The 25,751-nt window shown below is 71.5% G+C and carries 20 protein-coding genes; 13 read left to right on the forward strand and 7 right to left on the reverse strand.

From position 1 onward, the window contains the following. The first annotated feature begins 13 nt into the window (after window positions 1–13). From ureA to cimA, 8 genes are all read left to right on the forward strand, one after another. A complete protein-coding gene (ureA, locus tag ACWC91_RS13815; protein WP_225079603.1) occupies window positions 14–697 on the forward strand; it encodes an urease subunit gamma in 684 nt (227 codons plus the stop codon). Continuing rightward, a complete protein-coding gene (locus ACWC91_RS13820; protein WP_450643523.1) occupies window positions 694–2,382 on the forward strand; it encodes an urease subunit alpha in 1,689 nt (562 codons plus the stop codon). The genes ureA and ACWC91_RS13820 overlap by 4 nt, the downstream gene beginning before the upstream one ends. A gap of 29 nt (window positions 2,383–2,411) precedes the next feature. Continuing rightward, on the forward strand, window positions 2,412–3,476 hold the full coding sequence (locus ACWC91_RS13825; protein ID WP_281156773.1) for an agmatine deiminase family protein: 1,065 nt from the start codon (window positions 2,412–2,414) through the stop codon (window positions 3,474–3,476). Window positions 3,477–3,485: 9 nt separating this feature from the next. Next, on the forward strand, window positions 3,486–3,980 hold the full coding sequence (locus ACWC91_RS13830; RefSeq protein WP_450643522.1) for a hypothetical protein: 495 nt from the start codon (window positions 3,486–3,488) through the stop codon (window positions 3,978–3,980). Beyond that, window positions 3,977–4,603, forward strand: a complete 627-nt coding sequence (locus ACWC91_RS13835) for a TetR/AcrR family transcriptional regulator (RefSeq protein ID WP_450643521.1) — start codon at window positions 3,977–3,979, stop codon at window positions 4,601–4,603. The genes ACWC91_RS13830 and ACWC91_RS13835 overlap by 4 nt, the downstream gene beginning before the upstream one ends. 114 nt (window positions 4,604–4,717) lie before the next feature. Continuing rightward, on the forward strand, window positions 4,718–5,803 hold the full coding sequence (locus ACWC91_RS13840) for a TolB family protein (protein ID WP_450643520.1): 1,086 nt from the start codon (window positions 4,718–4,720) through the stop codon (window positions 5,801–5,803). A gap of 59 nt (window positions 5,804–5,862) precedes the next feature. Continuing rightward, the gene (locus ACWC91_RS13845; protein ID WP_450643519.1) at window positions 5,863–7,164 is read left to right on the forward strand and encodes an MFS transporter; all 1,302 of its coding nucleotides are present in this window, start codon (window positions 5,863–5,865) and stop codon (window positions 7,162–7,164) included. Window positions 7,165–7,449: 285 nt separating this feature from the next. Further along, window positions 7,450–9,054: a citramalate synthase gene (cimA, locus tag ACWC91_RS13850; protein ID WP_225079610.1), complete on the forward strand. Its 1,605-nt coding sequence runs from the start codon at window positions 7,450–7,452 to the stop codon at window positions 9,052–9,054. A 215-nt stretch (window positions 9,055–9,269) separates the two neighbouring features. Here cimA and ACWC91_RS13855 read toward each other — a convergent pair whose 3' ends face one another. After that, window positions 9,270–9,875, reverse strand: a complete 606-nt coding sequence (locus ACWC91_RS13855) for a GOLPH3/VPS74 family protein (protein WP_281156769.1) — start codon at window positions 9,873–9,875, stop codon at window positions 9,270–9,272. 125 nt (window positions 9,876–10,000) lie between these two features. Then, a complete protein-coding gene (locus tag ACWC91_RS13860; RefSeq protein WP_450643518.1) occupies window positions 10,001–11,899 on the reverse strand; it encodes a ricin-type beta-trefoil lectin domain protein in 1,899 nt (632 codons plus the stop codon). A 254-nt stretch (window positions 11,900–12,153) separates the two neighbouring features. On the opposite strand from ACWC91_RS13860, the gene ACWC91_RS13865 reads away from it, so the two are divergent. Together ACWC91_RS13865 and ACWC91_RS13870 are read left to right on the forward strand one after the other, a co-directional pair. Further along, entirely contained in the window at window positions 12,154–15,180 is a 3,027-nt protein-coding gene (locus ACWC91_RS13865) for a glycoside hydrolase family 3 protein (RefSeq protein ID WP_450725905.1), read from the forward strand. Between the two features lie 107 nt (window positions 15,181–15,287). Beyond that, window positions 15,288–16,799: a hypothetical protein gene (locus tag ACWC91_RS13870; RefSeq protein WP_450725907.1), complete on the forward strand. Its 1,512-nt coding sequence runs from the start codon at window positions 15,288–15,290 to the stop codon at window positions 16,797–16,799. Between the two features lie 7 nt (window positions 16,800–16,806). Here the strand turns inward: ACWC91_RS13870 and ACWC91_RS13875 are convergent, their stop codons facing one another. Beyond that, a complete protein-coding gene (locus tag ACWC91_RS13875) occupies window positions 16,807–17,421 on the reverse strand; it encodes a YceI family protein (RefSeq protein ID WP_450644843.1) in 615 nt (204 codons plus the stop codon). A gap of 260 nt (window positions 17,422–17,681) precedes the next feature. On the opposite strand from ACWC91_RS13875, the gene ACWC91_RS13880 reads away from it, so the two are divergent. From ACWC91_RS13880 to ACWC91_RS13890, 3 genes are all read left to right on the forward strand, one after another. After that, a complete protein-coding gene (locus tag ACWC91_RS13880; RefSeq protein WP_141358036.1) occupies window positions 17,682–18,206 on the forward strand; it encodes a hypothetical protein in 525 nt (174 codons plus the stop codon). A gap of 276 nt (window positions 18,207–18,482) precedes the next feature. Next, the gene (locus ACWC91_RS13885; RefSeq protein ID WP_225079616.1) at window positions 18,483–20,066 is read left to right on the forward strand and encodes an acyl-CoA carboxylase subunit beta; all 1,584 of its coding nucleotides are present in this window, start codon (window positions 18,483–18,485) and stop codon (window positions 20,064–20,066) included. A 57-nt stretch (window positions 20,067–20,123) separates the two neighbouring features. Next, a complete protein-coding gene (locus ACWC91_RS13890; RefSeq protein ID WP_225079617.1) occupies window positions 20,124–20,321 on the forward strand; it encodes an acyl-CoA carboxylase subunit epsilon in 198 nt (65 codons plus the stop codon). A gap of 161 nt (window positions 20,322–20,482) precedes the next feature. On the opposite strand, the gene ACWC91_RS13895 is transcribed toward ACWC91_RS13890, so the two are convergent. The 4 genes from ACWC91_RS13895 to ACWC91_RS13910 form a co-directional block, all read right to left on the reverse strand. After that, window positions 20,483–21,064, reverse strand: a complete 582-nt coding sequence (locus ACWC91_RS13895) for a GTP-binding protein (protein ID WP_100572095.1) — start codon at window positions 21,062–21,064, stop codon at window positions 20,483–20,485. Next, on the reverse strand, window positions 21,045–21,617 hold the full coding sequence (locus ACWC91_RS13900; RefSeq protein ID WP_225081028.1) for a DUF742 domain-containing protein: 573 nt from the start codon (window positions 21,615–21,617) through the stop codon (window positions 21,045–21,047). Before ACWC91_RS13900 ends, ACWC91_RS13895 begins: the two co-directional genes overlap by 20 nt. Before the next feature lie 96 nt (window positions 21,618–21,713). Further along, complete coding sequence (locus ACWC91_RS13905) at window positions 21,714–22,127, reverse strand: roadblock/LC7 domain-containing protein (protein ID WP_055493648.1); 414 nt, start codon at window positions 22,125–22,127, stop codon at window positions 21,714–21,716. A gap of 10 nt (window positions 22,128–22,137) precedes the next feature. After that, window positions 22,138–25,401, reverse strand: a complete 3,264-nt coding sequence (locus ACWC91_RS13910) for a nitrate- and nitrite sensing domain-containing protein (protein WP_450644846.1) — start codon at window positions 25,399–25,401, stop codon at window positions 22,138–22,140. Window positions 25,402–25,751 lie beyond the last annotated feature (350 nt).

Below are 25,751 nucleotides of genomic sequence, written 5' to 3' on the forward strand. Positions count from 1 at the left end.
GAGGTGCCACGGCGTGAGACTGACCCCCACCGAGCGCGATCGGCTGCTGCTCTTCACCGCCGCCGGGCTGGCCCGCGCCCGCAGGGCCCGCGGCCTGAGGCTCAACGTGCCGGAGGCCACCGCCCTGATCGCCGACACGGTGTGCGAGGCAGCCCGCGACGGCGCCCGGCTCGCCGAGGCGATCGAGCGTGCCCGCACGGTGCTCGGCCCGGACGACGTCCTGCCCGGCGTGGCGGACGTGGTCACCGAGGTCCACGTCGAGGCCGTCTTCGACGACGGCTCACGGCTCGCGGTGGTCTCCGACCCGATCGCGGGGGGCGGGCTCGGCGAGATGGGTCCGGGCGCGCTGCTGCCGGGACCGGAGCACGCCGAGCCGGAGGCGGCCGTACGGCTCACGGTCACCAACACCGCGTCCGTGCCGGTCTCCGTCACCTCGCACTTCCACTTCTTCGAGGCCAACCCGCGCCTCGACTTCCCGCGCGAGCGGGCCTACGGCATGCGGCTCGCGGTGCCCGCCGGATCGTCGGTGCGGTTCGGTCCGGGGGAGAGCGCCGAGGTCGGCCTCGTGCCGATCGGCGGCGAGCGGATCGCGATCGGCTTCGCCGGCCTCGTCGACGGGCCCCTGGACGCGCCGGGGGCAAAGGAAGAGGCCCTGCGCCGGGCCGCCGCCTGCGGATACCTGGGAGCCGACCGATGAGCATCGACCCGTACGCGTACGCGGCCACCCACGGCCCGCGTGCCGGCGACCGCGTCCGCCTCGGCGACTCCGGGCTGGTGATCCGGATCGAGTCCGACGCGCAGGAGTACGGCGACGAGTTCCTCGCCGGCTTCGGCAAGACCGCCCGGGACGGACTGCACCTCAAGGCGGCGGCGGTCCGCGAGACCTGCGACGTGGTGATCAGCAACGTCGTCGTCATCGACGCCGTGCAGGGCATCCGCAAGGTCTCCATAGGAATCCGCGAGGGCCGGATCCACTCCATCGGGCGGGCCGGGAACCCCGACACCCTCGACGGCGTCGACGTGGTCGTCGGCACCGGCACCACGATCGTGTCCGGCGAGGGGCTGATCGCCACCGCCGGCGCCGTCGACCCCCATGTGCACCTGCTGTCGCCGCGCATCATGGAGGCCTCGCTCGCCTCCGGCGTGACCACCATCATCGGCCAGGAGTTCGGGCCGGTGTGGGGCGTGGGCGTCAACTCGCCGTGGGCGCTGCGGCACGCGTTCGGCGCCTTCGACGCGTGGCCCGTCAACATCGGCTTCCTGGGCCGCGGTTCGTCCTCGCACCCGGCCCCGCTGGTCGAGGCGCTGGCCGAGGGCGGCGCCCTGGGCTTCAAGGTGCACGAGGACATGGGCGCCCACACCCGCGCCCTCGACACCGCCCTGCGGGTCGCCGAGGAGCACGACGTGCAGGTCGCCCTGCACAGCGACGGACTGAACGAGTGCCTGTCGGTCGAGGACACCCTGCGCGTCCTTGAGGGCCGCACGATCCACGCCTTCCACATCGAGGGCTGCGGCGGCGGACACGTCCCCAACGTGCTGAAGATGGCCGGGGTCCCGAACGTCATCGGCTCCTCCACCAACCCCACCCTGCCCTTCGGCCGGGACGCGGTCGCCGAGCACTACGGCATGATCGTCTCCGTCCACGACCTCAAGACCGACCTGCCCGGCGACGCCGCCATGGCCCGCGACCGCATCCGCGCCGGGACCATGGGCGCCGAGGACGTGCTGCACGACCTGGGCGCGATCGGCATCACCTCCTCCGACGCCCAGGGCATGGGCCGGGCCGGCGAGACCGTGCGCCGCACCTTCGCCATGGCCGGGAAGATGAAGGCCGAGCTGGGCCCGGTCGACGGGGACGGCCCGTACGACGACAACGGGCGCGTCCTGCGCTACATCGCCAAGCTGACGATCAACCCCTCCATCGCGCACGGCCTCTCCCACGAGGTCGGCTCGATCGAGACCGGCAAGCTGGCCGACATCGTGCTGTGGCGCCCCGAGTTCTTCGGCGCCAAGCCGCAACTCGTCCTCAAGTCGGGCTTCCCCGCGTACGGCGTGGTGGGCGACCCCAACGCGGCCACCGACACCTGCGAACCCCTCGTGCTGGGCCCGCAGTTCGGCGCGCACGGCGCCACCCCGGCCGAGATCTCGGTCGCGTTCGTCGCCCAGGCCGCCGTGGACCAGGGCAACGACACGATGCCCACCCGGCGGCGCCGGGTCGCCGTGCGCGGCACCCGCGGTATCGGCCCCGCCGACCTGCGCCTCAACTCCCGTACCGGATCCGTCGACGTCGACCAGCGCACCGGCCTGGTCACCCTGGACGGCGACCCGATCCGCTCCGAGCCCGCCGAATCGGTCTCCCTCAACCGCCTGTACTTCCTGTGACCTCCGTGACCCCTGCGAGGACCCCCGAGATGAACACCCCCGCCGCCGACGGCTTCCGCATGCCCGCCGAGTGGGCGCCGCACGAGCGCACCTGGATGGCGTGGCCGGGTCCCAACCCGACCTTCGACACCCCCGACGACGTCGCCGCCTCCCGCGCCGCCTGGGCCTCGGTGGCCCGTGCCGTGCGCCGCTTCGAACCGGTGACGGTGGTCTGCGGCCCCGGCCAGTCGGCCGAGGCCCGCACCCTCCTGGGCGACGGCGTCGACACCGTCGAACGCGAGCTGGACGACGCCTGGATGCGCGACATCGGCCCCACCTTCCTGACCAGTGACACGGGTGGACTCGCCGCCGTCGACTGGACGTTCAACGGCTGGGGAGCCCAGGACTGGGCCCGCTGGGAGCACGACGCGAAGATCGCCTCGTATGTCTCGGACCTCGCGGGCGCGAAGACGTACGCCTCCCCGCTCGTCAACGAGGGCGGCGGGATCCACGTCGACGGCGAGGGCACGGTCCTGCTGACCGAGACCGTGCAGCTCGGCCCCGAGCGCAACCCGCACTGGACGAAGGAGCAGGTCGAGGCGGAGATCCACGCCCACCTCGGCACCCGCAAGGCGATCTGGCTGCCGCGCGGCCTGACCGGCGACTACCCTCCCTACGGCTACGGCACCCTCGGCCATGTCGACATCGTGGCCGCCTTCGCCCGCCCCGGTGTCGTCGTCGCCCACCACCAGCCGGACCCGGCCCACCCCGACCACGAGGTCACCAAGGAGGTCATCGGCATCCTGAAGTCGGCCACCGACGCCGACGGCCGCCCCCTGGAGGTCGTCGAAGTCCCCGCCCCCACCGTCCTGGAGGCCGACGGGCACTGGGCCGACTACTCCTACATCAACCACTACCTCTGCAACGGCGGCGTCGTCCTGTGCGCCTTCGACGACCCGCGCGACGAGCAGGCGGCCGGCATCTTCCGCCGGCTCTTCCCCGACCGCACGGTGACCCCGGTCGACGCCCGCGCCATCTTCGCCGGCGGCGGAGGCATCCACTGCATCACCCAGCAGCAGCCCAAGACGGTCGTCGGGCAGCGGGCAGTCAGGTAGAACATACGAGTGAACGTACTGGTCTGCGCGGCCTGCGCCCGCCACCTCACCAAACCGCTGCGTCCGCTGCCCGAACTGCCGCCCCGCCCGGAGTACGACGGCCGGAAGAACCCGGACGGCTCGCGGCACGCCCCGCCGACCGTGCCGCCGGGCACGTACGCCCTGGACCCCGAGCCGTGCGGGGCGCCGTTCGTGCCGCACCCGGACCCGGAGTGGGCGGGGGCCGCCCTCCCCGGCGTGTGCGTGGGGAACCCCGACGGCCCGGGATTCCTGATGTCGGCCGGGCCGCGCGGCACCCTGGTGGTCGGCCCAGGGGACACGGCCGGTTTCCTGTCGTACAACCCCGCCTGCCAGGAGCACGGGTGCTGCGGGGCCACCGGTCAGGAGGGCCCGAACCAGGTGTGCGGCGGGTGCGGAGCGGTGGTGGCGACGCTGTTCGGCGAGTGCTACGGCCCCTACGAGACCCACTTCCTGCCCGACGCCGTACGGACGGTCCCGGCATGAGCACCGCCCCGGCGCCCCGCAGACGTACCCCCGCGCCGCCGCGTGAGGAGGTGCTCGCCGCCGCCATGGAGATGATCGCCGAGCGCGGTCTGGAGCAGCTCACCATGGCGGCGCTCGGCCGCGAGGTCGGGATGAGCAGCGGCCATCTGCTGTACTACTTCCGTTCCAAGGACGAACTGCTGCTGCAGACGCTGGAGTGGAGCGAGAGCCGGCTCGGCGCCGAGCGCGGCCGGCTGCTCGCCCGTGCCGCCCCGGTCCGCGAACGCCTCGACGCCTACGTCGACCTGTACGTGCCGGACGGTCACCGCGACCCGCACTGGACGCTGTGGCTGGAGGTCTGGAACCGCTCGCTGAACGCCGGCGAGGACGCCCGCGACCGGCAGGCCGCCATCGAGGGCGCCTGGCACCGGGACCTGGTCGCGCTGGTCGCCGAGGGCCTCTCGCGCGGCGAGTTCCAGCCGGTCGACGCGGACCGCTTCGCGGCCCGGCTGCGCGCCCTCCTCGACGGCTTCTCCATCCACGTGGCGATCGGGCTGCGCGGCACCGACCGGGCCCAAGTCTTGTGCCACGTACGGGAGTTCCTCGATGAAGCACTGAACCGGCCGGGGCTCGCGGACGCCTGATCAGCCGTCCCGGTTGTACGTAAACCGGCGCATTGCCGCGGACCGGCCGGTGCGTTTGAATCCGGGGAGTCCTCGGTGCGGGACCGGGGGAACGGGTTCGGGGGAACCATGGCGATGGCCGCACACGTCCGCAGAGTCTCCGGCACCGTGTCGGCGGCGGCCCTGCTGCTCGCGCTCGGCCCGGCCGCCGTCGCCGCGCCCCCTGCGCCCCGCGTCGAGCGGATCAGTACCGCCACCGACGGGAGCGAACTGACCGCGGCGTCGGGCGGCGGCGTCATCAGCGGCGACGGCCGCTACGCGGCCTTCTCCTCGGCGGACCCCGAGGGCGGCATCGACACCCGCCTGTACCTCAAGGACCTGCGCACCGGCAGGCTCACCCAGGTCCCGGAGGACCTGGTCTACACCACGGGACCGATGCTCAGCGGCGACGGCCGTCACGTCGCCTACTCCAACGGCAACCGCTACCCCAAGCCGTACGTGTACGACCGCGTCACGGGACGCACGGAGCCGCTGTGGCCCGAGGAGCCGCCGCAGGACACCTCCTACGAACTGGGCACCGCGGCCGCGATCAGCGCCGACGGCCGGCACGTGGCGTACACCCTCGGCAACCGCCACGGCGACGATTACGCACGCGTGCTCTACGTCCGCGACCTGGACACCGGAACCGACCGGCGGGTCTCGCCGCTGCCGCCCGAGGGCCTGATCCGCAACGCCTGGCTCAGCGCCGACGGCCGCACGGTCGCCTACGGCGTGGCGGCCCGGACGGGCCAGGGCACCGAGGGGCGGATCCACGTCGTCCGCGACGGACACGAGTCCGACATCGGCAGCGGCTTCTCGGCCACGCTCGTCCGGCTCTCCGACGACGGCCGCCGCGCCCTGTTCAACGCCACGGCGGCCGACGGGACGACCACCGCGTACCTCCAGGACCTGCGCACCGGACGCGTCCGGCAGGCGGCCGGCACCGCGGCGGCCGCCGCCGACGGCTCGCTGCGGCACGTGCTGCTGTCCGGCGACGGCGGACTCGACCTGCTCGCCCTGCCGTCCGGCCGGCGGCACCCGGTGGCCCCGGCGGGCGCCACCGCCCTCCCCCGCGCGGTCGACCGCACGGGCCACGCCGTCGTCTTCTCCTCCCCGGCCGCCGACCTGGTGCCGCACGACACCAACGGCGTCCCGGACGTCTTCGTACGACGCCTGAACTGACCGCTCCGTTTGGCCGATTCCGGCGCGTTCCCACCGCCCGGCCGGGGCAGTGACGGCTCATGGGACGACAGCACTGGAAGAAGATCTGGATCGGCTCGGCCGGAAACATGGTGGAGTGGTACGACTGGTTCGTCTACGCCAGCTTCGCCACGTACTTCGCCGGGGCCTTCTTCCCGGACGGGAACCCGACCGCCCAGCTCATGAACACCGCGGGCATCTTCGCCGTCGGCTTCTTCATGCGCCCGGTCGGCGGCTGGCTGCTCGGCAGGGTCGGCGACCGGAAGGGCCGCAAGGCGGCCCTGACCCTGACCGTCACCCTCATGTCGGCCTCCGCCGTCCTCATCGCCGTGGCGCCGACCTACGCCGTCGCCGGCTACGGCGGCGCCCTGGTCCTGCTCGCCGCACGCCTGCTCCAGGGACTGTCCGTGGGCGGCGAGTACGCGGCCAGCGCCACCTACCTCACCGAGGCCTCCGCCCCCCGCCACCGCGGCTTCGCCTCCAGCTTCCAGTACGTGTCCATGACCGCCGGCCAGATCCTCGGCCTCGGCCTCCAGATCCTGCTTCAGCACACCATGTCCGACGAGGCCCTGCACAGCTACGGGTGGCGCATCCCGTTCGTGGTCGGCGCGCTCGGCGCGGCCGTGGTCTTCTACCTGCGCCGCAGCATGCTGGAGACCGAGGTGTACGAGGCCGACGCCACCGGTGGCGAGGAACGCGGCACCCTGCGCGCGCTGTGGCGGCACAAGCGGGAGGCGTTCCTGGTGATCGCCCTGACCATGGGCGGCACCGTGGCGTACTACACGTACACCACGTACCTGACGAAGTACCTGGCCAACTCCGCGGGCCTGCCCAAGCAGACCGCGACCCTCGTCTCCTTCACCGCGCTGATCGTCTTCGCCTGCCTCCAGCCGCTCGCCGGGCGGCTGTCCGACCGGATCGGCCGCCGGCCGCTGCTGATCACCTTCGCCGTCGGCTCCACGGTCCTGACCGTGCCGATCATGACCCTGCTGCGGCGCGCGGACGGCTTCTGGCCGGCGCTCGGACTGTCCCTGCTCGCCCTGGTCGTGGTCACCGGCTATACCTCGATCAACGCGTGCGTGAAGGCGGAGCTGTTCCCCACGGGAGTGCGCGCGCTCGGCGTGGCCCTGCCCTACGCCCTCGCCAACGCCCTCTTCGGCGGCACCGCGGAATACGTCGCCCTGTGGTTCAAGAACGCCGGCGCGGAGTCCGGATTCTTCTGGTACGTGGCGGCCTGTGCGGCCGTCTCGCTCGTGGTCTACATCACCATGCGGGAGACCAGGGACCTGGATCTGACGCGGGTGGAGACCGCGGAGGCGTCCAAGCTCACGCCCGCATCCTGAGACGCGATGTCCGGAGAGAGCGGGACTGTGCCAGACTGCCCCCGTGCTCTCGTCCGCCATGATTATTGGCAGCAGGCGCGCCGGTCCGCAGTGACCGCCACGTACGACCAGGTACGGGCGGCCATCGTCGTCCTCGACCCGCGCGCAGACCTCTCGCACCCGCGAGGGGTCTTTCGTTTTCCTGGCCCACCCACAGCCGGGACCGCTGCGCGAGGGACCATTGGGGGGACGGTGGAGCCGGTCATTGACGGCAAGACCGAGATTGCAAACAGGAGCCTTGAGACCATGACCGCATCCAGCCAGCTCGACGATTCGTTCCACGTCTTCGACACCACCCTGCGCGACGGCGCCCAGCGTGAGGGGATCAACCTCACGGTCGCCGACAAGCTGGCCATCGCTCGGCACCTGGACGACTTCGGCGTGGGCTTCATCGAGGGTGGCTGGCCCGGCGCGAACCCGCGGGACACCGAGTTCTTCGCCCGCGCCACGCAGGAGATCGACTTCCGGCACGCCAAGCTCGTCGCCTTCGGGGCGACCCGCCGGGCCGGCGCCAAGGCGGCGGACGACCCCCAGGTCAGGGCGCTGCTGGAGTCCGGCGCCGAGGTGATCACCCTGGTCGCCAAGTCGCACGACCGGCATGTGGAGCTGGCGCTGCGCACCACCTTGGAGGAGAACCTGGAGATGGTCCGCGACACCGTCTCCCACCTGCGCGCCGAGGGCCGCCGGGTCTTCGTCGACTGCGAGCACTTCTTCGACGGCTACCGCGCCAACCCCCAGTACGCCAAGGCCGTCGTCCGCACCGCCGCGGAGGCCGGCGCGGACGTGGTGATCCTCTGCGACACCAACGGCGGCATGCTGCCCGCCCAGGTCCAGGCGGTCGTCTCCACCGTCCTCGCGGACACCGGTGCCCGGCTCGGCATCCACGCCCAGGACGACACCGGCTGTGCGGTCGCCAACACCCTCGCGGCCGTCGACGCCGGCGCCACCCACGTGCAGTGCACGGCCAACGGCTACGGCGAGCGGGTCGGCAACGCCAACCTCTTCCCGGTGGTCGCGGCCCTGGAGCTGAAGTACGGCAAGCGGGTGCTGCCCGAGGGCCGGCTGCGCGAGATGACCCGCATCTCGCACGCCATCGCCGAGGTCGTCAACCTCACGCCCTCCACCCACCAGCCCTATGTGGGTGTTTCCGCCTTCGCCCACAAGGCCGGCCTGCACGCCTCCGCCATCAAGGTCGACCCCGACCTGTACCAGCACATCGACCCCGAGCAGGTCGGCAACACCATGCGCATGCTGGTCTCCGACATGGCCGGCCGCGCCTCCATCGAGCTCAAGGGCAAGGAACTCGGCATCGACCTCGGCGACGACCGCGAACTGGTCGGCCGCGTGGTCGAGCGGGTCAAGGAGCGCGAGCTCAAGGGCTACACCTACGAGGCGGCCGACGCGAGCTTCGAACTGCTGCTGCGCGCCGAGGCCGAGGGCAGGCCGCTGAGGTACTTCGACGTGGAGTCCTGGCGGGCCATCGTCGAGGACCGCCCCGACGGCACCCACGCCAACGAGGCCACGGTGAAGCTCTGGGCCAAGAGCGAGCGCATCGTCGCCACCGCCGAGGGCAACGGCCCGGTCAACGCCCTCGACCGCGCCCTGCGCGTGGCCCTGGAGAAGATCTACCCCGAGCTCGCCTCCCTCGGCCTGGTCGACTACAAGGTCCGCATCCTGGAGGGCAAGCACGGCACCTCCTCCACCACCCGCGTGCTGATCTCCACCTCGGACGGCCAGGGCGAGTGGTCCACGGTGGGCGTGGCCGACAACGTGATCGCGGCCTCCTGGCAGGCCCTGGAGGACGCGTACACCTACGGCCTGCTGCGCGCGGGCGTGGAACCGGCGAAGTAGCCGAACGGACGCCCGAGCCCGCCGTCCGCCGCCCGTCACAGCGGAGACATGGACGCGGACGACATCGGTTCCGCGGACGGCGGCTCGCAGGCGAGGGGACGTATGAGGACCCGGCTGCCGGCCCGGGACCGGGTCTCCTACGCCGACAAGCCGGGGCCGCGGCCCGTGGGCGCGGCCCCGGTGGGAGGTCGGCACACCCGGGTTCGCCCCTGGTGTCAGGGAGCGCGCCAGATGTTGTCGAAGGCCGCGTTCTCGATGCGCCGCCGCTGCCGTACGGCCTCCAGCTCCGTCACCGCGTCGTTGACGGTGGCCAGCACGGTGACCAGGGCGTCGTCGTCCGGGGCGGTGAGCGGGGCGCCCGGCTCGGCCTCGATGCCGACGGCGGCCGCGAGCCCGGCGATGACGGGGTCGTGGGAGGACCAGCGCTCGGCGGCCCGGCGCCGCGCCGGTGTGTCGGCGGGCGCCTTCCGGCCGCCGCGCGCGGGCATCCAGCGGTGCCGCCGCCCGGTGAGCTGCCCCTCCGCGTCCAGGGCGTCGATGTAGGTCACGGCCAGGCCCTCGCCGCGGCGCCACAGCCAGTCCTCGACGGACTCGTACGGCGGCCGCTCGTCGAGCGACGCCGCCGCCTGGTCCAGGAGGCGGTCCCCCGTGTCCTGGCGGGGGAGCGGCACGATGCGGTCGCCGTCCAGGCCGGCGGCCCCGCCGGTGAGGAGGTCGGCCAGTTCGGCGCCCGCCAGCGCGAGGGACAGATCGCCCTGCTCGACGGGGCGCTCGGACGGGACGTCCATGCTGACGATCAACAGGTCCCGAGGTGTGGTCATGCCGGCGCTCCTGGTCGGGGTGGTCATGTCGGGGACACCCCCGACGATACGTCCGCGGGGGGCCGCGGGCCCGGTGCCGCGACCGGTGTCCGGCCGGCCGGGAGCCCCCGGCCGGCCGGGCGGTCCTACTGCAACCGCCACTTCTGGTTGGCCGCGCCGGTGCACGACCAGATCTGCGCCCGAGCCCCGTTGGCCGAGGAGTTGTCGGTCACGTCCAGGCACTTGCCGGCGGCGAGGTTCACCACGTCACCGGTCGAGGCGTTGTACGACCACTGCTGGGCCCCGGTGCCGTTGCAGTCGTAGAGCTGCACCTTCGCCCCGTTGGCGGTCGACGCCGACGTCACGTCCAGGCACTTGCCCAGCGCCCGCACCGACCCGTCCGGCTGGACCGTCCACTGCTGGGCCGCGCTGGAGTTGCAGTCGTAGAGCTGCACCGCCGTGCCGTTCGCCGGCGAACCGCCCGCCACGTCCAGGCACTTGCCCGCCAGCCCGACGAACGCGCCCGACTTGCCGCCGCCGCCCGACTGCGTCCCGGACCAGGTGAAGGTCGCAGACGTCCGGCCCGGCAGCGAGTAGGTGGCGTGCTGCGAACCCCAGTTGACCGTGACGGTCTTCGCGGTGGTGGCGTCGTTGTAGGCGATCAGGGCCTTGCCGCCGTCCGGGTTGCGCCAGGCCACGTTGGGCACCGCCGAGGAGGCGGTGGACGCGATCCGCTGCGCGCCCGGCCGTACGAACTTCGTCAGGTGGCCCATGTCGTAGTACTCGACCGTGTAGTCGACCTGCCCCGACCGGCCGTCGCCGTCGTGCACCGTGATCAGCCCGGTGCAGGTGCCGCAACCGCCGTTGTGCGGCCCCATGTTCTGGTCCACCGCCAGCGACCACTTGGTCACCGACTTCGCCCAGTTCCGGGTGTAGTCGACGATGTTGAGCATGTCCTCGCGCTGCTGGTGGCCGATCCAGGTGCCGCCCGAGTGCTCGGTGCCGAAGGCGTCCAGCTGCGGATACCGGTTGTGCACGGTGGTCTGCTCGGCGACGTCGCCGCCGTAGCCGTGCCAGGCGATGCCGCCGAAGTTCGGGTGCGCGCGCACGGCCGCGTCGTCCACCGTCTGGGCGGCGTAGGAGTCGTAGGTGTCCCAGTTCCAGTCGTGCGCCAGCACCTTGGTGGACAGGCCCGCGGCCTGGAGCTTGGGCAGCAGCTCGCTCTTGGTGAAGTAGGCCAGGCCGCCGGCGTTCCAGCTCATCGAGGGATAGCCGGAACAGCAGGTGGGCTCGTTCTGCGCGGTCACGTAGGCGACCGGGACGCCCTGGTCCCGGTAGGCCTGGAGGTACTTCACGAAGTACGTGGCGTACGCCCCGTAGTCCTCCGCCTTCAGCCAGCCGCCGTTGAGCTGCCCGCTGTCCTTCATCCAGGCGGGCGCGGTCCAGGGCGAGGCCATCACCGTGAGTGCCGGGTTGAGCTGGAGCGCCTGCCGGGTCAGCGGCACCACGTCGGCCAGATCGTGCGCGATGGAGAACTTCGAGAGCGACGGGTCGCTCTGCCCGGCCGGCACGTCGTCGTAGGTGTAGCCGCCCCGCGCCAGGTCGGAGGCGCCCATCGGGTTGCGCAGGAAGGAGAGCCCGATCCCGTCCGTGGGCGAGAACAGCTTCCGCATGGTCGCGTCCCGGGTCGCCTGCGACAGCGCGCCGCTGCTGTTCATCAGCCAGGCCGCGGTGTCGGTGAAGGAGGCGCCGCCGCCGGTGAAGGTCTGGTAGCGGGTGTTCTCGTCGACGGTGATGTTCTCGCCGCCGCCTCCGGTGCCGGACTGGAAGGCGAACAGCGTCTGCTGTTCGAGGCCGCGCACCACGTGGCGCCCGCCGGAGTCGTCGGTCGTGGTCAGCCAGGCGGTGACGGGCTCGCCCGCCGCGTGCGCGGCCGGGGCGCCCAGGGCCGTCAGGCCCGCCGTGGACAGCAGTCCGGCGAGCAGCAGCCGCAGCGCGCGACCGTGTCTGCCGGGAAAACCGCGTCCGTCGGGAAAGGGGTGCATCGGGTGCCGCCCTTCGTGAGGTGGGGGACAGGGGCGTGCGAGCGGTGAGTAAATGACGGCTTCGGGGCCGAGTCAAGAGGGTGCGCGTTCAGGTGCTGAAGGGGTAACTGCCCGCATTCGGCGGGGAGTTGGGCCAGCCTCCAGTCCAGTGTGAAGTCTTGACGGCAGTGGGCTGACGCTAGTTCACTCAAGGCGTGATCTAAGTCGTGAGTGAATCATGAGCCCAGGGAAGTCCCAGAGCCGAGGGAAGGTCCATGCGAAGAACCGCCCTGCTCGTCTCCGCCGGTCTGCTCGCCGCCCTGCTCCCGTTCGCGTCGGCGCGGGCGGCCGACAACGCCGACGACCCGGCCCCCGACCCCGTGTCCATCGACCGCTTCGAGGGCGAGGTGCCCTTCGCCGGCCAGCCCGCCGAGGGCATCTTCACCTGGGGCGGCGACAGCGACGATCCGCCCACCCTGCGGCTCGCCGACCGCTCCGACGCGCCCGAGGGTGCCAAGGTCCTCTCCGGCACGTACGACATCAGCGGCTACGGGGGCTTCACGCACGACTTCGCGGCCGACCTGCCCGCCCACGACTGGTCCGCCCACAAGGGCATCCGGTTCTGGTGGGAGGGCCAGGACAACGGCAGGAAGATCGCCTTCGAGATCAAGGACGGCGGTGCGCACGGCGAGGCGTCCGAGCTGTGGACGACCTCCTTCACCGACGACTTCACGGGCTGGAAACAGATCGAGCTGCCCTTCGCCGACTTCACCTACCGCACGGACTACCAGCCGGTCGGCGGCATCGACCACGTCCTCGGTCTCACCGGGATGTGGGGCTACGCCGTCACCCTGCCGACCGGCGTCAAGGGCAGGTTCGCCATGGACGACGTGCAGTTGTACGGCCGGGCCGACCAGTCGCTGCGCGCCTCCGTCACCACCGACGCGGCGGTCTACCCGGTCGGCGGGGGCGGCACGGCGGCGGTGAAGGTCACCGTCGCCACCACCGGCTCCGCCCCGCTCGACGAGCCGGTGGCGGTCGCCTACCGCACCGGCGGCGGCACCGCCGAGCCCGGCAAGGACTACACCCCGGTCTCCGGCACCCTCACCTTCCCCGCGGGCACCGCCTCCGGCACCTCCCGCACCCTCAAGGTCACCACCCTCAGGCCCAAGGCGGCGAAGCCCGCCGGGACGATCCCGCTCCAGCTCACCGTCACCGGCGCCAAGGCCCCCGCCGAGACCCCGCAGATCGTCGTCGACGCGCACGGGCTCCCGTACCTCGACAGCAGGCTGCCGGTGAAGAAGCGGGTCGCGGACCTGCTCTCCCGGATGTCCCTGGAGGAGAAGGCCGGGCAGATGACCCAGGCCGAGCGCGGGGCGATGACCGCGCCGGGCGACATCGCCGTCTACGCCCTCGGCTCCCTGCTGTCCGGCGGCGGTTCGACCCCCACCCCCAACACCCCCCAGGCCTGGGCGAAGATGATCGACGACTTCCAGCTGCGCACCCGGGCCACCCGCTTCCAGATCCCGCTGATCTACGGGGTCGACGCGGTGCATGGGCACAACAACCTGGCCGGCGCCACGATCATGCCGCACAACGTCGGCATCGGCGCCACCCGCGACCCCCGGCTGGCCGAGAAGACCGGCGCGGTGACGGCGAGCGAGGTCCGCGCCACCGGGATCCACTGGGACTTCGCGCCCTGCCTGTGCGTCAGCCGCGACGAACGCTGGGGCCGCTCCTACGAGTCCTTCGGCGAGGACCCGGCGCTCGTCGAATCCATGGAGACCGTCATCCAGGGCCTCCAGGGGCGCGCGGACGGGCGCGACCTGAGCCGCGGCGACAAGGTGCTGGCCACCGCCAAGCACTTCGTCGGCGACGGCGGCACCCTGTACGGCTCCTCCACCACCGGCACCTACACCACCGACCAGGGCGTCACCAGGGTCACCCGGCAGCAGCTGGAGGACATCCACCTGGCGCCGTACCAGCCGGCCGTGGACCGCGGCATCGGCTCGGTCATGCCCTCGTACTCCTCGCTGGACGTCGTCGGCGACGGGCAGGGCCCGGTCAAGATGCACGCCCGCGGCGACATGATCAACGGTGTGCTCAAGGGCCGCATGGGCTTCGACGGCTTCGTCATCAGCGACTGGGCCGCCATCGACCAGCTCCCCGGCGACGCCGCCGCCCAGGTCCGAGCGTCGGTCAACGCCGGCGTGGACATGATCATGGTGCCGTACGCGTACCAGGAGTTCCGGGCGACCCTGATCGCCGAGGTGAAGGCGGGGCGGATCAGCTCCCAGCGGATCGACGACGCGGTCTCCCGGATCCTCACCAAGAAGTTCGAACTGGGCCTCTTCGAGCACCCCTACGCCGATACGGCCGGCGCCTCCCGGATCGGCTCCGCCGAGCACCGCGCCGTGGCCCGGCAGGCCGCGGCCGAGTCCCAGGTGCTGCTGAAGAACAAGGGCGGCCTGCTGCCGCTGAAGAAGAAGGCGAAGGTCTACGTGGCCGGGTCCAACGCCGACGACCTCGGCAACCAGACCGGCGGCTGGACCATCACCTGGCAGGGCGCCTCCGGCACCCACACCCAGGGCACCACGATCCTTCAGGCCATGCGCAAGGCGGGCGGGAACGTCACCTGGTCCAAGGACGCCTCGGCCGCGACGGCCGGTCACGACGTGGGGGTGGTCGTCGTCGGCGAGACCCCGTACGCCGAGGGCGTCGGCGACGTCGGCAACGGGCACGACCTCCAGCTGTCGGCCGCCGACCGGGCCGCCGTGGACAAGGTGTGCGGGGCCATGAAGTGCGTGGTGCTGGTCGTCTCCGGGCGCCCGCAGCTCATCGGCGACCGGCTCGGGAAGATCGATGCCCTCGTCGCCTCCTGGCTGCCGGGAACCGAGGGCGACGGCGTGGCCGACGTGCTTTACGGCACCCGGCCCTTCACCGGGCAGCTCCCGGTGACCTGGCCGAAGTCGCAGGAGCAGCTCCCGATCAACGTGGGCGACACGGCGTACGACCCGCAGTTCCCCTACGGCTGGGGCCTGACCACGCTCACCGGCGTCCCGGCCGGCGGCACGGCGACGCTCAAGGCGCTGGGTCTCGCGGCACGGGCGGCCGAGCGGGTGGGCGCCGACGCCGTGGGCCGCGAGCTGGTCACCAAGGCCCGGCTGATCGTCCAGCAGAAGGCGGACGGGCGGATGAGCGCGGCGGTGGCGAAACCCTTCGCCGACGCGGATCACCTGCTGCTGACCGGACGGTACGGGGCGGCGGTGGAACAGCTCACGAAGGCCTGCTCGGCCGCGTGACCCGTGAATGGTGGGGGCGTCCCGCGCGGGTGCGCGGGACGCCCCCACCATGTGCGCAGCCACGGTCCGGAGAGCCGGTTCTGTCCGCCTTCGGGTAGCTTCGAAGCATGAAGGTCGTCGCCCCGGCCCGAGTTCTTCTGCGCCCGCTGCTCACACTCGCGGCCGCCGTGATGGCCGTGGCGGCGCCGGCCTCCGTCGCGGCGGTGGGACCGGCGGGCGCCGGGACGGAGGCGGCCGGCACCCCCCGGACCGTGACCGCCCCGGTCGTGAACGTCCCGCCCGACGCACCGGTCGTGAACGTCCTGCCGGACGGCGTGGCCCGGGTGCCGGCGCCGGGCGGCGTGCCGCGGGTCTCGGCGGCCACCAGCGTCTCCGCGATCGCCGAGGCGCTCCGCAAGGGTCCGGTCTACGTCGACCCGGCCGCGTCCGCCCAGCTGCCGCCCGCCGACGCCGCCGCGCTCACCCGGCGGATCAAGGACGCCGGAAAACCCCTGTTCATCGCCGTCCTGCCCGCGAACTACCCGACGCGGAACCTGTTCACCGAGCTGCGCACGGCCACCGGCATCACCGGCGCCTACGCCGTCCGCCTCGGCGACCGGTTCGACGCCCGCGCCGATTCCCCGGTGCTGTCGCGCACCGCCGTGAGCAATCTCGTCACCAGCGTCCAGGGCGAGAACGCCCGGACCCAGCTCACCGACTTCACCGACCGGGCCCTGGCCAACATGGGCGGCTCGGCGCCCTCCACCTGGGGCGGCCCCGGGCACGGCGGCACGGTCTCGAACACGGCGCTGATCACCGCCGGCGCGGTCCTGGTGGCGGGCGGTGTGGGCGCGTACGCCCTGGTCCGGCGCGGCAGGAGCCGCCGGGAGGCGGAGCAGCGGGCCGGGCTGGAGAAGCTGCGGGTCGTCGTCGACGAGGACATCACCGCCTTCGGCGAGGAGCTGGACCGCCTCGACTTCCATCCGGCGGAGGCCGGCGCGGACGACGCCATGCGCGCGGACTACGAGCGCGCTCTGGACGCCTACGAGCAGGCCAAGCAGTACATGGCCGACGCCCGCAGGCCGGAGGACGTGCGGGCGGTGACCCAGGCACTGGAGGACGGGCGCTTCTCGCTCGCCCAGCTCGCCGCGCGGCGCGAGGGCCGTCCGCTGCCCGAGCGCCGGCCGCCCTGCTTCTTCGACCCGCGCCACGGTCCCTCGGTGACCGACGCCACCTGGACGCCCCCGGGCGGATCGCCCCGTCAGGTCCCGGTGTGCGCCGCCGACGGGGCCCGCCTGGCCGACGGCCGCGACCCGCACGTCCGCGAGGTCGACACCGACTGGGGCCGCCGCCCCTACTGGGACGCCGGCCCCGCGTACGGTCCCTGGGCGGGCGGCTACTTCGGCGGCGGCCTCCTGCCCGGCCTCCTGGTCGGCACGCTGCTCGGCAGCATGATGGCCACCCCGTCGTACGCGGCCGGCTACGGCACCGGCTACGGCGACTTCGGCGCCTACGACGGCTACCAGGGCGGTGACCTGTCGGGCGCGGACTTCGACCCGGGTGACTTCAGCGGCGGCTTCGGTGACGGCGGGGGAGGCGACTTCGGCGGAGGAGGCGGCGACTTCGGGGGCGGCTTCTGAGCCCGGCTCAGGCGTTCTTGACGGCCGAGATGTCGAAGTTCAGCTTGATCTTGTCGGAGACCAGGACGCCACCGGTCTCCAGGGCCGCGTTCCAGGTCAGGCCCCACTCCGAGCGCAGGATCTCGGCCTTGCCCTCGAAGCCGACGCGCTCGTTGCCGAACGGGTCCTTGGCGGCGCCGTTGAACTCCAGGTCGATGGTGAGCGGCTTGGTCACGCCGAGGATGGTCAGGTCGCCGGTGATGCGGTAGTCGTCGCCGCCCACGGCCTCCGCCTTGGTGGAGCGGAAGGTCATCTGCGGGAACTCCTCGGTCTTGAAGAAGTCCGCGCTCTTCAGGTGGCCGTCCCGGTCCGCGGAGCCCGTGTCGATGCTGTCCATCGTGACGTCGATGGACGCGGTGGACGCGGCGGGGTCGGTGCCGTCCAGGTGCAGGCTGCCGGTGAAGTCGTTGAACTTGCCCTTGACGTTCGTGACCATGGCGTGCCGCGCGACGAAGCCGAGCGTGGAGTGGGCCGGGTCGATCGTGTAGTCGCCGGTGAGCGCGGCCAGGTCGGGGTTCACGGCGGCCGGGGCGGCGGTGGTGGTGGTGCCGGCGGTGTCGTTCTTGCGGCCGAAGATGCCCATGAGGTGCTCCTTGAGGATGGCGGGTCGCTCGGCGCGGAGACAGAGCGCCGAGTAAGTTGAAGATTCAACGAAGTGAACGACTACGACAGTAGACCTATTCCGTTCGACTTTCAACATCATCCGGGGCGTGTTTGCCGGATCGCGCACAGTAATCGCCTACGCCCTCTGGCGGACGCGCGTAGACCTCGGGCACTATCTCCCTGCACCACCTGCACAGCCGCCCCACAGGACGCACGGCCGACAGCAGGAAGGTTCCCCCAATGAAGACCACGAAGGTCAGCAAGCTCACCAAGGCCCGCGCGGCAGTCACCGCCCTCGCCCTGATCGTCGCCCCCGGCGTCGCGGTCATCGGCACGGCCACCGAGGCCTCCGCCGCCACCAAGATCAGCCACGCCACCGCCACCCAGATGTTCCGTGACGTGGGCATCACCTGGTCCTCGTCCGGCAACTGCTCCGACCGCAACGTCTCGACCTGCACGTCCTTCGACCAGCTCAACCTCGCCACCGCGCAAGGGGCCCAGACCCTCAAGCGGGCCAGCGGCTGCGCCCTCAACGTCACCGGCGGCACCGAGACCGGTCACGCCTCCGGCACCTACTCCCACTGGAACGGCTACAAGCTCGACTACGGCAAGAACACCTGCGTGACCAACTACATCAAGAACTACTTCGCCTACATCGGCCTGCGCGGCGACGGCGCCCCCCAGTACCAGTCGGGCTCCGGCAACATCTACGCCGACGAGGGCAACCACTGGGACGTCCTGTACTACAACTGCGGCGGCTGCTGACCCGCCGCCGTCCCGCCCCCGGACGGCGGCTACGCTCTGTGCGAGCCCACCGCCGTCCGGGTCTGCGCGTCACTCCAGCGATGGCATGTGCCTGATCCGAATGTGAGCAGGCTCCCATGTCGTGACTTTGTGGCATCCCCACAACGCGGAAGCCCTCTGAACAGTTGGAAGGGCTGCAAGCCGTCATGGTTCTGTTCAGTGGCACCAGGAAAACGGGTCGGAGACTGTACGGAGTCAACGGCCCGCTTTCCCAGGTGTCCTTCGTAAGGTCGCTACATGACCGTTTTGGAAGAGACGACGGGTGAGCCGGCGGACGCGCGCGGGCGGGTCGCCGAGCTGCACGGGATCCGTGCGCAGGCGGTGGCGGGCCCCAGCGAGAAGGCGACCGCGGCACAGCACGCCAAGGGCAAGCTGACCGCGCGGGAGCGGATCGAACTGCTCCTGGACCCGGGCTCCTTCCAGGAGGTCGAGCAGCTGCGCCGGCACCGGGCGAGCGGCTTCGGCCTCGAGTCCAAGAAGCCGTACACCGACGGTGTGATCACGGGCTGGGGCACGGTGGAGGGCCGGACGGTCTTCGTCTACGCCCACGACTTCCGCATCTTCGGCGGCGCGCTGGGCGAGGCCCACGCCACGAAGATCCACAAGATCATGGACATGGCCATCGCGGCCGGTGCCCCGCTGGTCTCCCTCAACGACGGCGCCGGCGCCCGGATCCAGGAGGGCGTCTCCGCCCTGGCCGGATACGGCGGCATCTTCCAGCGCAACACCAAGGCCTCCGGGGTCATCCCGCAGATCAGCGTGATGCTCGGCCCGTGCGCCGGCGGCGCCGCCTACAGCCCCGCGCTCACGGACTTCGTGTTCATGGTCCGCGAGACCTCGCAGATGTTCATCACCGGCCCGGACGTGGTCAAGGCGGTCACCGGCGAGGAGATCACCCAGAACGGCCTGGGCGGCGCGGACGTGCACGCCGAGACCTCCGGTGTGTGCCACTTCGCCTACGACGACGAGGAGACGTGCATCGCCGAGGTGCGCTACCTCCTGTCCCTGCTCCCGCAGAACAACCGGGAGAACCCGCCGCGGGTGGAGTCGGCCGACCCGGTCGACCGCCGCTCCGATGTCCTGCTCGACCTGGTCCCGGCCGACGGCAACCGGCCCTACGACATGGTCAAGGTCATCGAGGAGATCGTCGACGACGGCGAGTACCTGGAGGTCCACGAGCGCTGGGCGCGGAACATCATCTGCGCGCTGGCCCGTCTGGACGGTCAGGTCGTCGGCATCATCGCCAACCAGCCTCAGGTCCTGGCGGGTGTCCTGGACATCGAGGCCAGCGAGAAGGCCGCCCGCTTCGTACAGATGTGCGACGCCTTCAACATCCCCATCGTCACTCTTCTGGACGTACCCGGCTTCCTGCCCGGCGTCGACCAGGAGCACGGTGGAATCATCCGGCACGGCGCCAAGCTGCTCTACGCCTACTGCAACGCCACCGTGCCGAGGATCTCGCTGATCCTGCGCAAGGCGTACGGAGGTGCCTACATCGTCATGGACAGCCAGTCGATCGGGGCCGACATCACCTACGCCTGGCCGACGAACGAGATCGCCGTGATGGGCGCCGAGGGCGCGGCCAACGTCATCTTCCGCCGTCAGATCGCCGGGGCCGAGGACCCCGAGGCCATGCGGCAGAAGATGGTCAAGGAGTACAAGGCCGAGCTGATGCACCCGTACTACGCGGCCGAGCGCGGCCTGGTGGACGACGTCATCGACCCGGCGGACACCCGCGAGGTCCTGGTCAAGTCCCTGGCGATGCTGCACGCGAAGCACGCCGACCTGCCCTCCCGCAAGCACGGCAACCCCCCGCAGTAACCCAGCGGACGAGCCGCGGCCATCCCGCGGACCCCTCAGCCACGGAGACTGACACCCATGGACAACGTAGACATCCGCGTCGAGAAGGGCCACGCCGAGCCCGAGGAGGTCGCCGCCATCACGGCCATCCTCCTGGCCCGCGCCGCGGCCCGGCCCGCCGACACGACCCCGGCCCACCGCGGCCGCGCCAAGGCCGGCTGGCGCCGGCTGGAGCGCGAGAACGGCTTCCGCGCCCCGCACAGCTGGCACGGCTAGGCCGGCCCGCCGGTAGAGCCGGCCGCCCACGACGGAAGAGGGCCCCTCCGCTTGGAGGGGCCCTCTTCCGTCGTACCCGTGCCGTGGTCGAGCCCTTGCGACGGCAGAAAACAGGCGGCCCTCCCCGTGTGGGAGGGCCGCCTGCCCGTTCGTCCCGAGTGCTAGCGGAGCCGGGCCATGAGGGCGTGTTCCACCAGGGTGATGAGGGCGGACTTGGCGTCGGCGCGGTGGCGGGCGTCGGTGGTGATGATGGGGGCGTCGGGGCCGATCTGGAGTGCTTCGCGGACCTCGTCGGGGTTGTAGGGCTGCTGGCCGTCGAAGCCGTTGAGGGCGATGACGAAGGGCAGTCCGCTGTTCTCGAAGTAGTCGACGGCGGGGAAGCAGTCGGCGAGCCTGCGGGTGTCGACGAGCACGATGGCGCCGATGGCGCCGCGGACGAGGTCGTCCCACATGAACCAGAAGCGGTCCTGGCCGGGGGTGCCGAACAGGTAGAGGATCAGGTCCTGGTCGAGTGTGATGCGGCCGAAGTCCATGGCCACCGTGGTGGTGGTCTTGTCCCCGGTGTGGGTGAGGTCGTCGATGCCCGCCGAAGCGGACGTCATCACGGCCTCCGTGCGCAGCGGGTTGATCTCCGAGACGGCGCCGACGAACGTGGTCTTGCCCACGCCGAAGCCGCCCGCCACCACGATCTTCGCGGAGGTGGTGGAGCGGGAAGGACCGCCGCTAGAGCTTGCGAAGTCCACTGAGCACCCTTTCGAGCAGTGTCACGTCTGGCTGGCCACCGGCGTTCTCGTCGCCGCCGGGCTGATGGATGGCGACCAGGCCCGCCTCCGCCAAGTCGGCGACGAGGATCCTGGCCACGCCGAGAGGGATCGAAAGCAGGGCCGAGATCTCGGCCACCGATTTGATCTCGCGGCACAAATGGCAGATCCGCTGATGTTCGGGCAGCTGGCCCTGCATCTGGTGCGGCTGCGCGGTGGTGTGCACCAGTGCCTCTATGGCGAGCTGGTACCGCGGCCTGGTGCGGCCGCCCGTCATGGCGTACGGGCGCACCAGGGGGTTGTTCGACGCCCCCGCGGGCGCCGGTTCAGGGGTGCGTCGCTGCGGCTGGACCGGCTGGATACGCGGCGCGGGCGGCTGGTCGTACGGTGACGGACCGGGGCCCTGCGGCGCGTATGGCTGCCGGTGGTGGGGGGTGGAGGGGAAGCCGTACGGATTCGCCGAGCCGTCGTGCGTGCCCTGGGCAGGGCCGTACGACCAGTTGCCCGAAGACGAACCGCCTGGGGGTGTTGCCACGTTCTCTCCTCCTCCGACTGTGCCGGGCATCCAACGGGTGGAAGCCGCGTCCCGAAACCTTACGGCCCCGGGACGCCAAAACGCACCGGCTGTCTGTTAGTTGAGAAGGCTCCCCTGGAGTTCCGCACGAAGATCCGGCGTCAGGACCGTGCCCGCACGGTCCACCAGAAGGGCCATCTCGTACCCGATGAGGCCGATGTCCGCATCGGGGTGTGCGAGGACCGCGAGTGAAGAACCGTCGGAAATGGACATGATGAAGAGGAATCCCCGCTCCATCTCCACAACCGTCTGGTTCACGCTGCCGCCCTCGAAGATGCGCGAGGCACCGGCGGTCAGCGAGGTCAGACCGGAGGCGACGGCCGCGAGCTGGTCGGCGCGGTCGCGGGGGAAGCCTTCGGACATCGCCAGAAGGAGTCCGTCGGCGGAGACCACCACGGTGTGGGACACCCCGGGGGTGTTGTCCACGAAGTTGGTGATCAACCAGTTCAGGTTCTGCGCCGCCTGGCTCATCGGGCTCACACTAACGCTCCTGGTTGTAGGTGCTGTCAGGACCACTGTGTTCATTCCTTGTGGCCTGGCCGTTCTTGTCAATTCCTGCGCTGCGTCCCCGTTGGACGCCCCGGCGCAGGTTGCTCAGCCTGCCCCGGATGTCCTCGGGGGCGCGGGAGACCTGTGGGCCTCCCTGCGGGGTTGATTCCGCGGTGCCTTCGACCAGGTTGGCCTTGGGCACACGCCGCGGCAGCCCGGAGGAGGTCACTCCGCCTGCCTTGGGCTTGCGGAGCTGCGAGGCCTGCTGCCAGCGCTTGTCGTTCGCCGAACGCCAGGCGTCGCCGTCGCTCTCCGGAGTATGGGTCGGTGCTTCCTGGTCCAGGGGCCCCGCGCCGTTCGAACCGCTCGCGACCGATCCGCGGCGGGGCAGCCCGGCGTCGGTCAGCTCGTGGACGGCGGAAGGGGCCGGTCCCGGACGCTCGAAGCCTACGCGGTCCGCCTCGGTCACGTCAGCGGCCTGCGAGGATTCCGCTTCCGGAGCGTACTGGTCCGGGTAGCCGTTCCGGTACCCGTCCCGCTGCGGCCAGTCGTCCTGGTAGGACTGCTCCTGGAAGCCGGCGAACGCCTCCGGCGCCGCGGCGTGCGCCGACGCGTGCTCCTGCTGCCCGGGCTCCGCATAGCCGGGGTCGGGGTAGCCGCCGTTGGACGAGTAGGCATCGCCCTGCGGCGTACCGCCGTTCGGCGCGTAGTACCCCTCGTCGTACGCAGGCCGGCCCTGCTCGCCGTACGCCGTCTGCTGCTGGTCGTACGCAGAGTGCCGCGGTTCCTCGTACGACGTCTGCGGGTCGTACCCGCCCTGCTCCGGGAAGGGCATCTGCCCGGTGTCGTACTGCGGTTGCTGCCCGGCGTGCTCGTCGGGGAACCCGGCCGGCTCGGCCGTCTCCGGGCCCGCCGGCCGGTCGTGCGTCTGGGCCTCCAGGGCGGCGCGGCGCTCCTCGCGCTTGAGGGAGCGGCCGACGGGGTCCAACTCCCGGGACCCGTCCGGCGCGTCGGCGTACCGGCTGTCGTCGAAGCCGAGCTCCGCGGCGGTGAGCATCGGCTGGGGAGCGCCGAAGTCCTCGCCCTGGAACTCCTGTTCCGGGATGATCTGCGAGACGGTGAAGTCGTCGCGGTCCAGCGCCTGCTCGCCGCCACCGCCGTGGGTGATCGCGTCCGGCAGCATGACCAGCGAGGTGGTGCCGGCCTGCTCACCGGAGGGGCGCAGCTGCACGCGGACGCCGTGCCGGTCGGCGAGGCGGCCGACCACGAACAGACCCATGCGCTGGGAGATCGCGGCGTCCACGGTGGGCGGATTGGCCAGCTTGTGGTTGATGTCCGCGAAGTCCTCGGCGGTCAGGCCGATGCCCTTGTCGTGGATCTCGATCATGATCCGGCCGTCGGGCAGCCGGGTCGCGGTGACCCGGACCTTGGTCTGCGGCGAGGAGAACGTGGTGGCGTTCTCCAGCAGCTCGGCCAGCAGGTGCACGAGGTCGGTCACGGCGCGGCCGTGGATCTCGGCCTCGGGCACGCCGGACAGCTCGATGCGCTCGTACTGCTCCACCTCGGAAGAGGCGGCGCGCAGCACGTCGACCAGCGGGACCGGCTGGTCCCAGCGGCGGCCGGGCTCCTCGCCGGCGAGGACGAGGAGGTTCTCGCCGTTGCGGCGCATACGGGTCGCCAGGTGGTCCAGGCGGAAGAGGTTCTCCAACTGGTCCGGGTCGGCCTCGTTGTTCTCCAGGTCGGTGATCAGGGTCAGCTGGCCCTCGATCAGCGACTGGTTGCGGCGCGAGAGGTTGGTGAAGATCGCGTTGATGTTGCCCCGCAGCAGGGCCTGTTCGGAGGCGAGCCGGACGGCCTCGCGGTGCACCTGGTCGAAGGCGCGGGCGACCTCGCCGATCTCGTCGGTCGAGGTGATCGGGATCGGCGCGACCCGGGTGTCGACGCGGCCGGGGTCGGTGCGCGAGAGCTGGTCGACCAGCATCGGCAGGCGCTGCTCGGCGATGCCGAAGGCGGCGTTGCGCAGCCGGCGCATCGATCGGCTCATCTGACGGGCCACCAGACCGGCCAGGATGAAGGCGGCGAGCAGGGCGACCAGGACGATCGCGCCGGTGATGAACGTCGACTGCTTGGCGTTGTCGGCGATCGAGGCCGCCTCGTTCACCGCGGTGTCGGCCATGTCCGACTCGATCTGGCGGTAGGCGTCGAACTTGAGGGTGTTGACCGCCCACCAGTTCTCGGGCGTGATGCCCTGCTGTGCCAGAGCCGCGCGCTCGGCCGGGTCCGTGCTGCCCAGCGTGGCCAGCGCCGTGACCATCTGGGTCGGGTCCTGCGGCGGGGCCACGTAGTTCGGGTCCTTGGCCTTGGCCTGCTGGGCCATGGTGGCCGCGTTGGCCTGGATCTCCTTCTTCAGCGCGTCCAGCTTGTCCGCGTCCTCCTGGGTGCCGCCGCCGATGTACTCCTCGACGGCGATGCCCTCGAGGTAGGCGTAGGAGGACAGGGCGACGCGCTGCCCGGCCAGACCGGCGGCGTCGGGGCCGGGCTTGATCAGCAGGTGCATGCCGATCGAGCGCTCCAGCGACAGCGCGGCCTTGGTCAGCGAGATGGCGTAGACGGTACGGCCGTAGGAGGTGATGTTGCCGGTGCCCAGGCCGAGTTCGTTGGCGAACTCCATCAGCGGGTGGGCGACCTTGACGTAGCCCTCCTCGGTCTGCACGCCGGGCAGCTTGGAGCTGAACGCCGCGGCACGCAGCTTCTGCAACTCGGGCTCGGCGTCGCGGAACAGCTTGAGCCGGCGATCCAGACCGGCCTTGTGCGGCATGGACTGCGCGGCCCGGTCGAAGGCGTCCGCGGCCTTGTCGGTGACCCCGCGGGCCTCGGCGACGGTCGGGTCGTTCTGGCCCTTGCCCTGGAGCAGGGGGGCCGCGCTGACGTCGCGCTCGTGATACAGGGCGTCGGCGTAGGCCAGCGAGGCCTGCACCAGGCGAGCGGTGTGCTCGGCGTCCTGCGCGTCCTGCCACGTGTTGATCGAGCTGTTGACCTGGAAACCGCCCATGACCAGGCCGACCAGCACGGGCAGGAGCAGGATGGCGTTCAGCCGGGTCGGCACCCGCCAGTTGCGCGGGGAGAACCGGCCACCGCTCGCGGTGGGCGCGGCCGTCGGTTCCGAACCGGGCACGCGCGCGGGCGCCGCACCGCGCGGCGGCGGGGTGAAATTGCCCCGGGCCGACGGCTCGGGGCCGTTCTTGCTTCGCCTCACTCGACCAACAACCTCTCGGCGGTCGGCACCTACGTTGTGCCGCAATGTCTCAGAACCCTGTCCGCCATAGGCGGCCCACTACCGGTGAGTACGTCTTTGACCATTGGGTAGTTCAGGCATTCCAGCACGTCGACATGCGCTCTTCCAAACAGTGGAAACGGGTGGTTCCACGTGACGCACGTCCCACATAAAACGGGCATAAACAACTAGCCCTGGCAAAAAACCGGGGGAATGTGCGCACAGCGGCACCGTATGTGCGCGACGCGTGGCCATACCACGCGATTCCTCTGCCGAAACGTTATGAACACCGGGGCCGACCATGTCAAAGGACACAGCCGGCTCCGGTGCAT

The sequence above is a fragment of the Streptomyces sp. NPDC001204 genome, assembly GCF_053598035.1.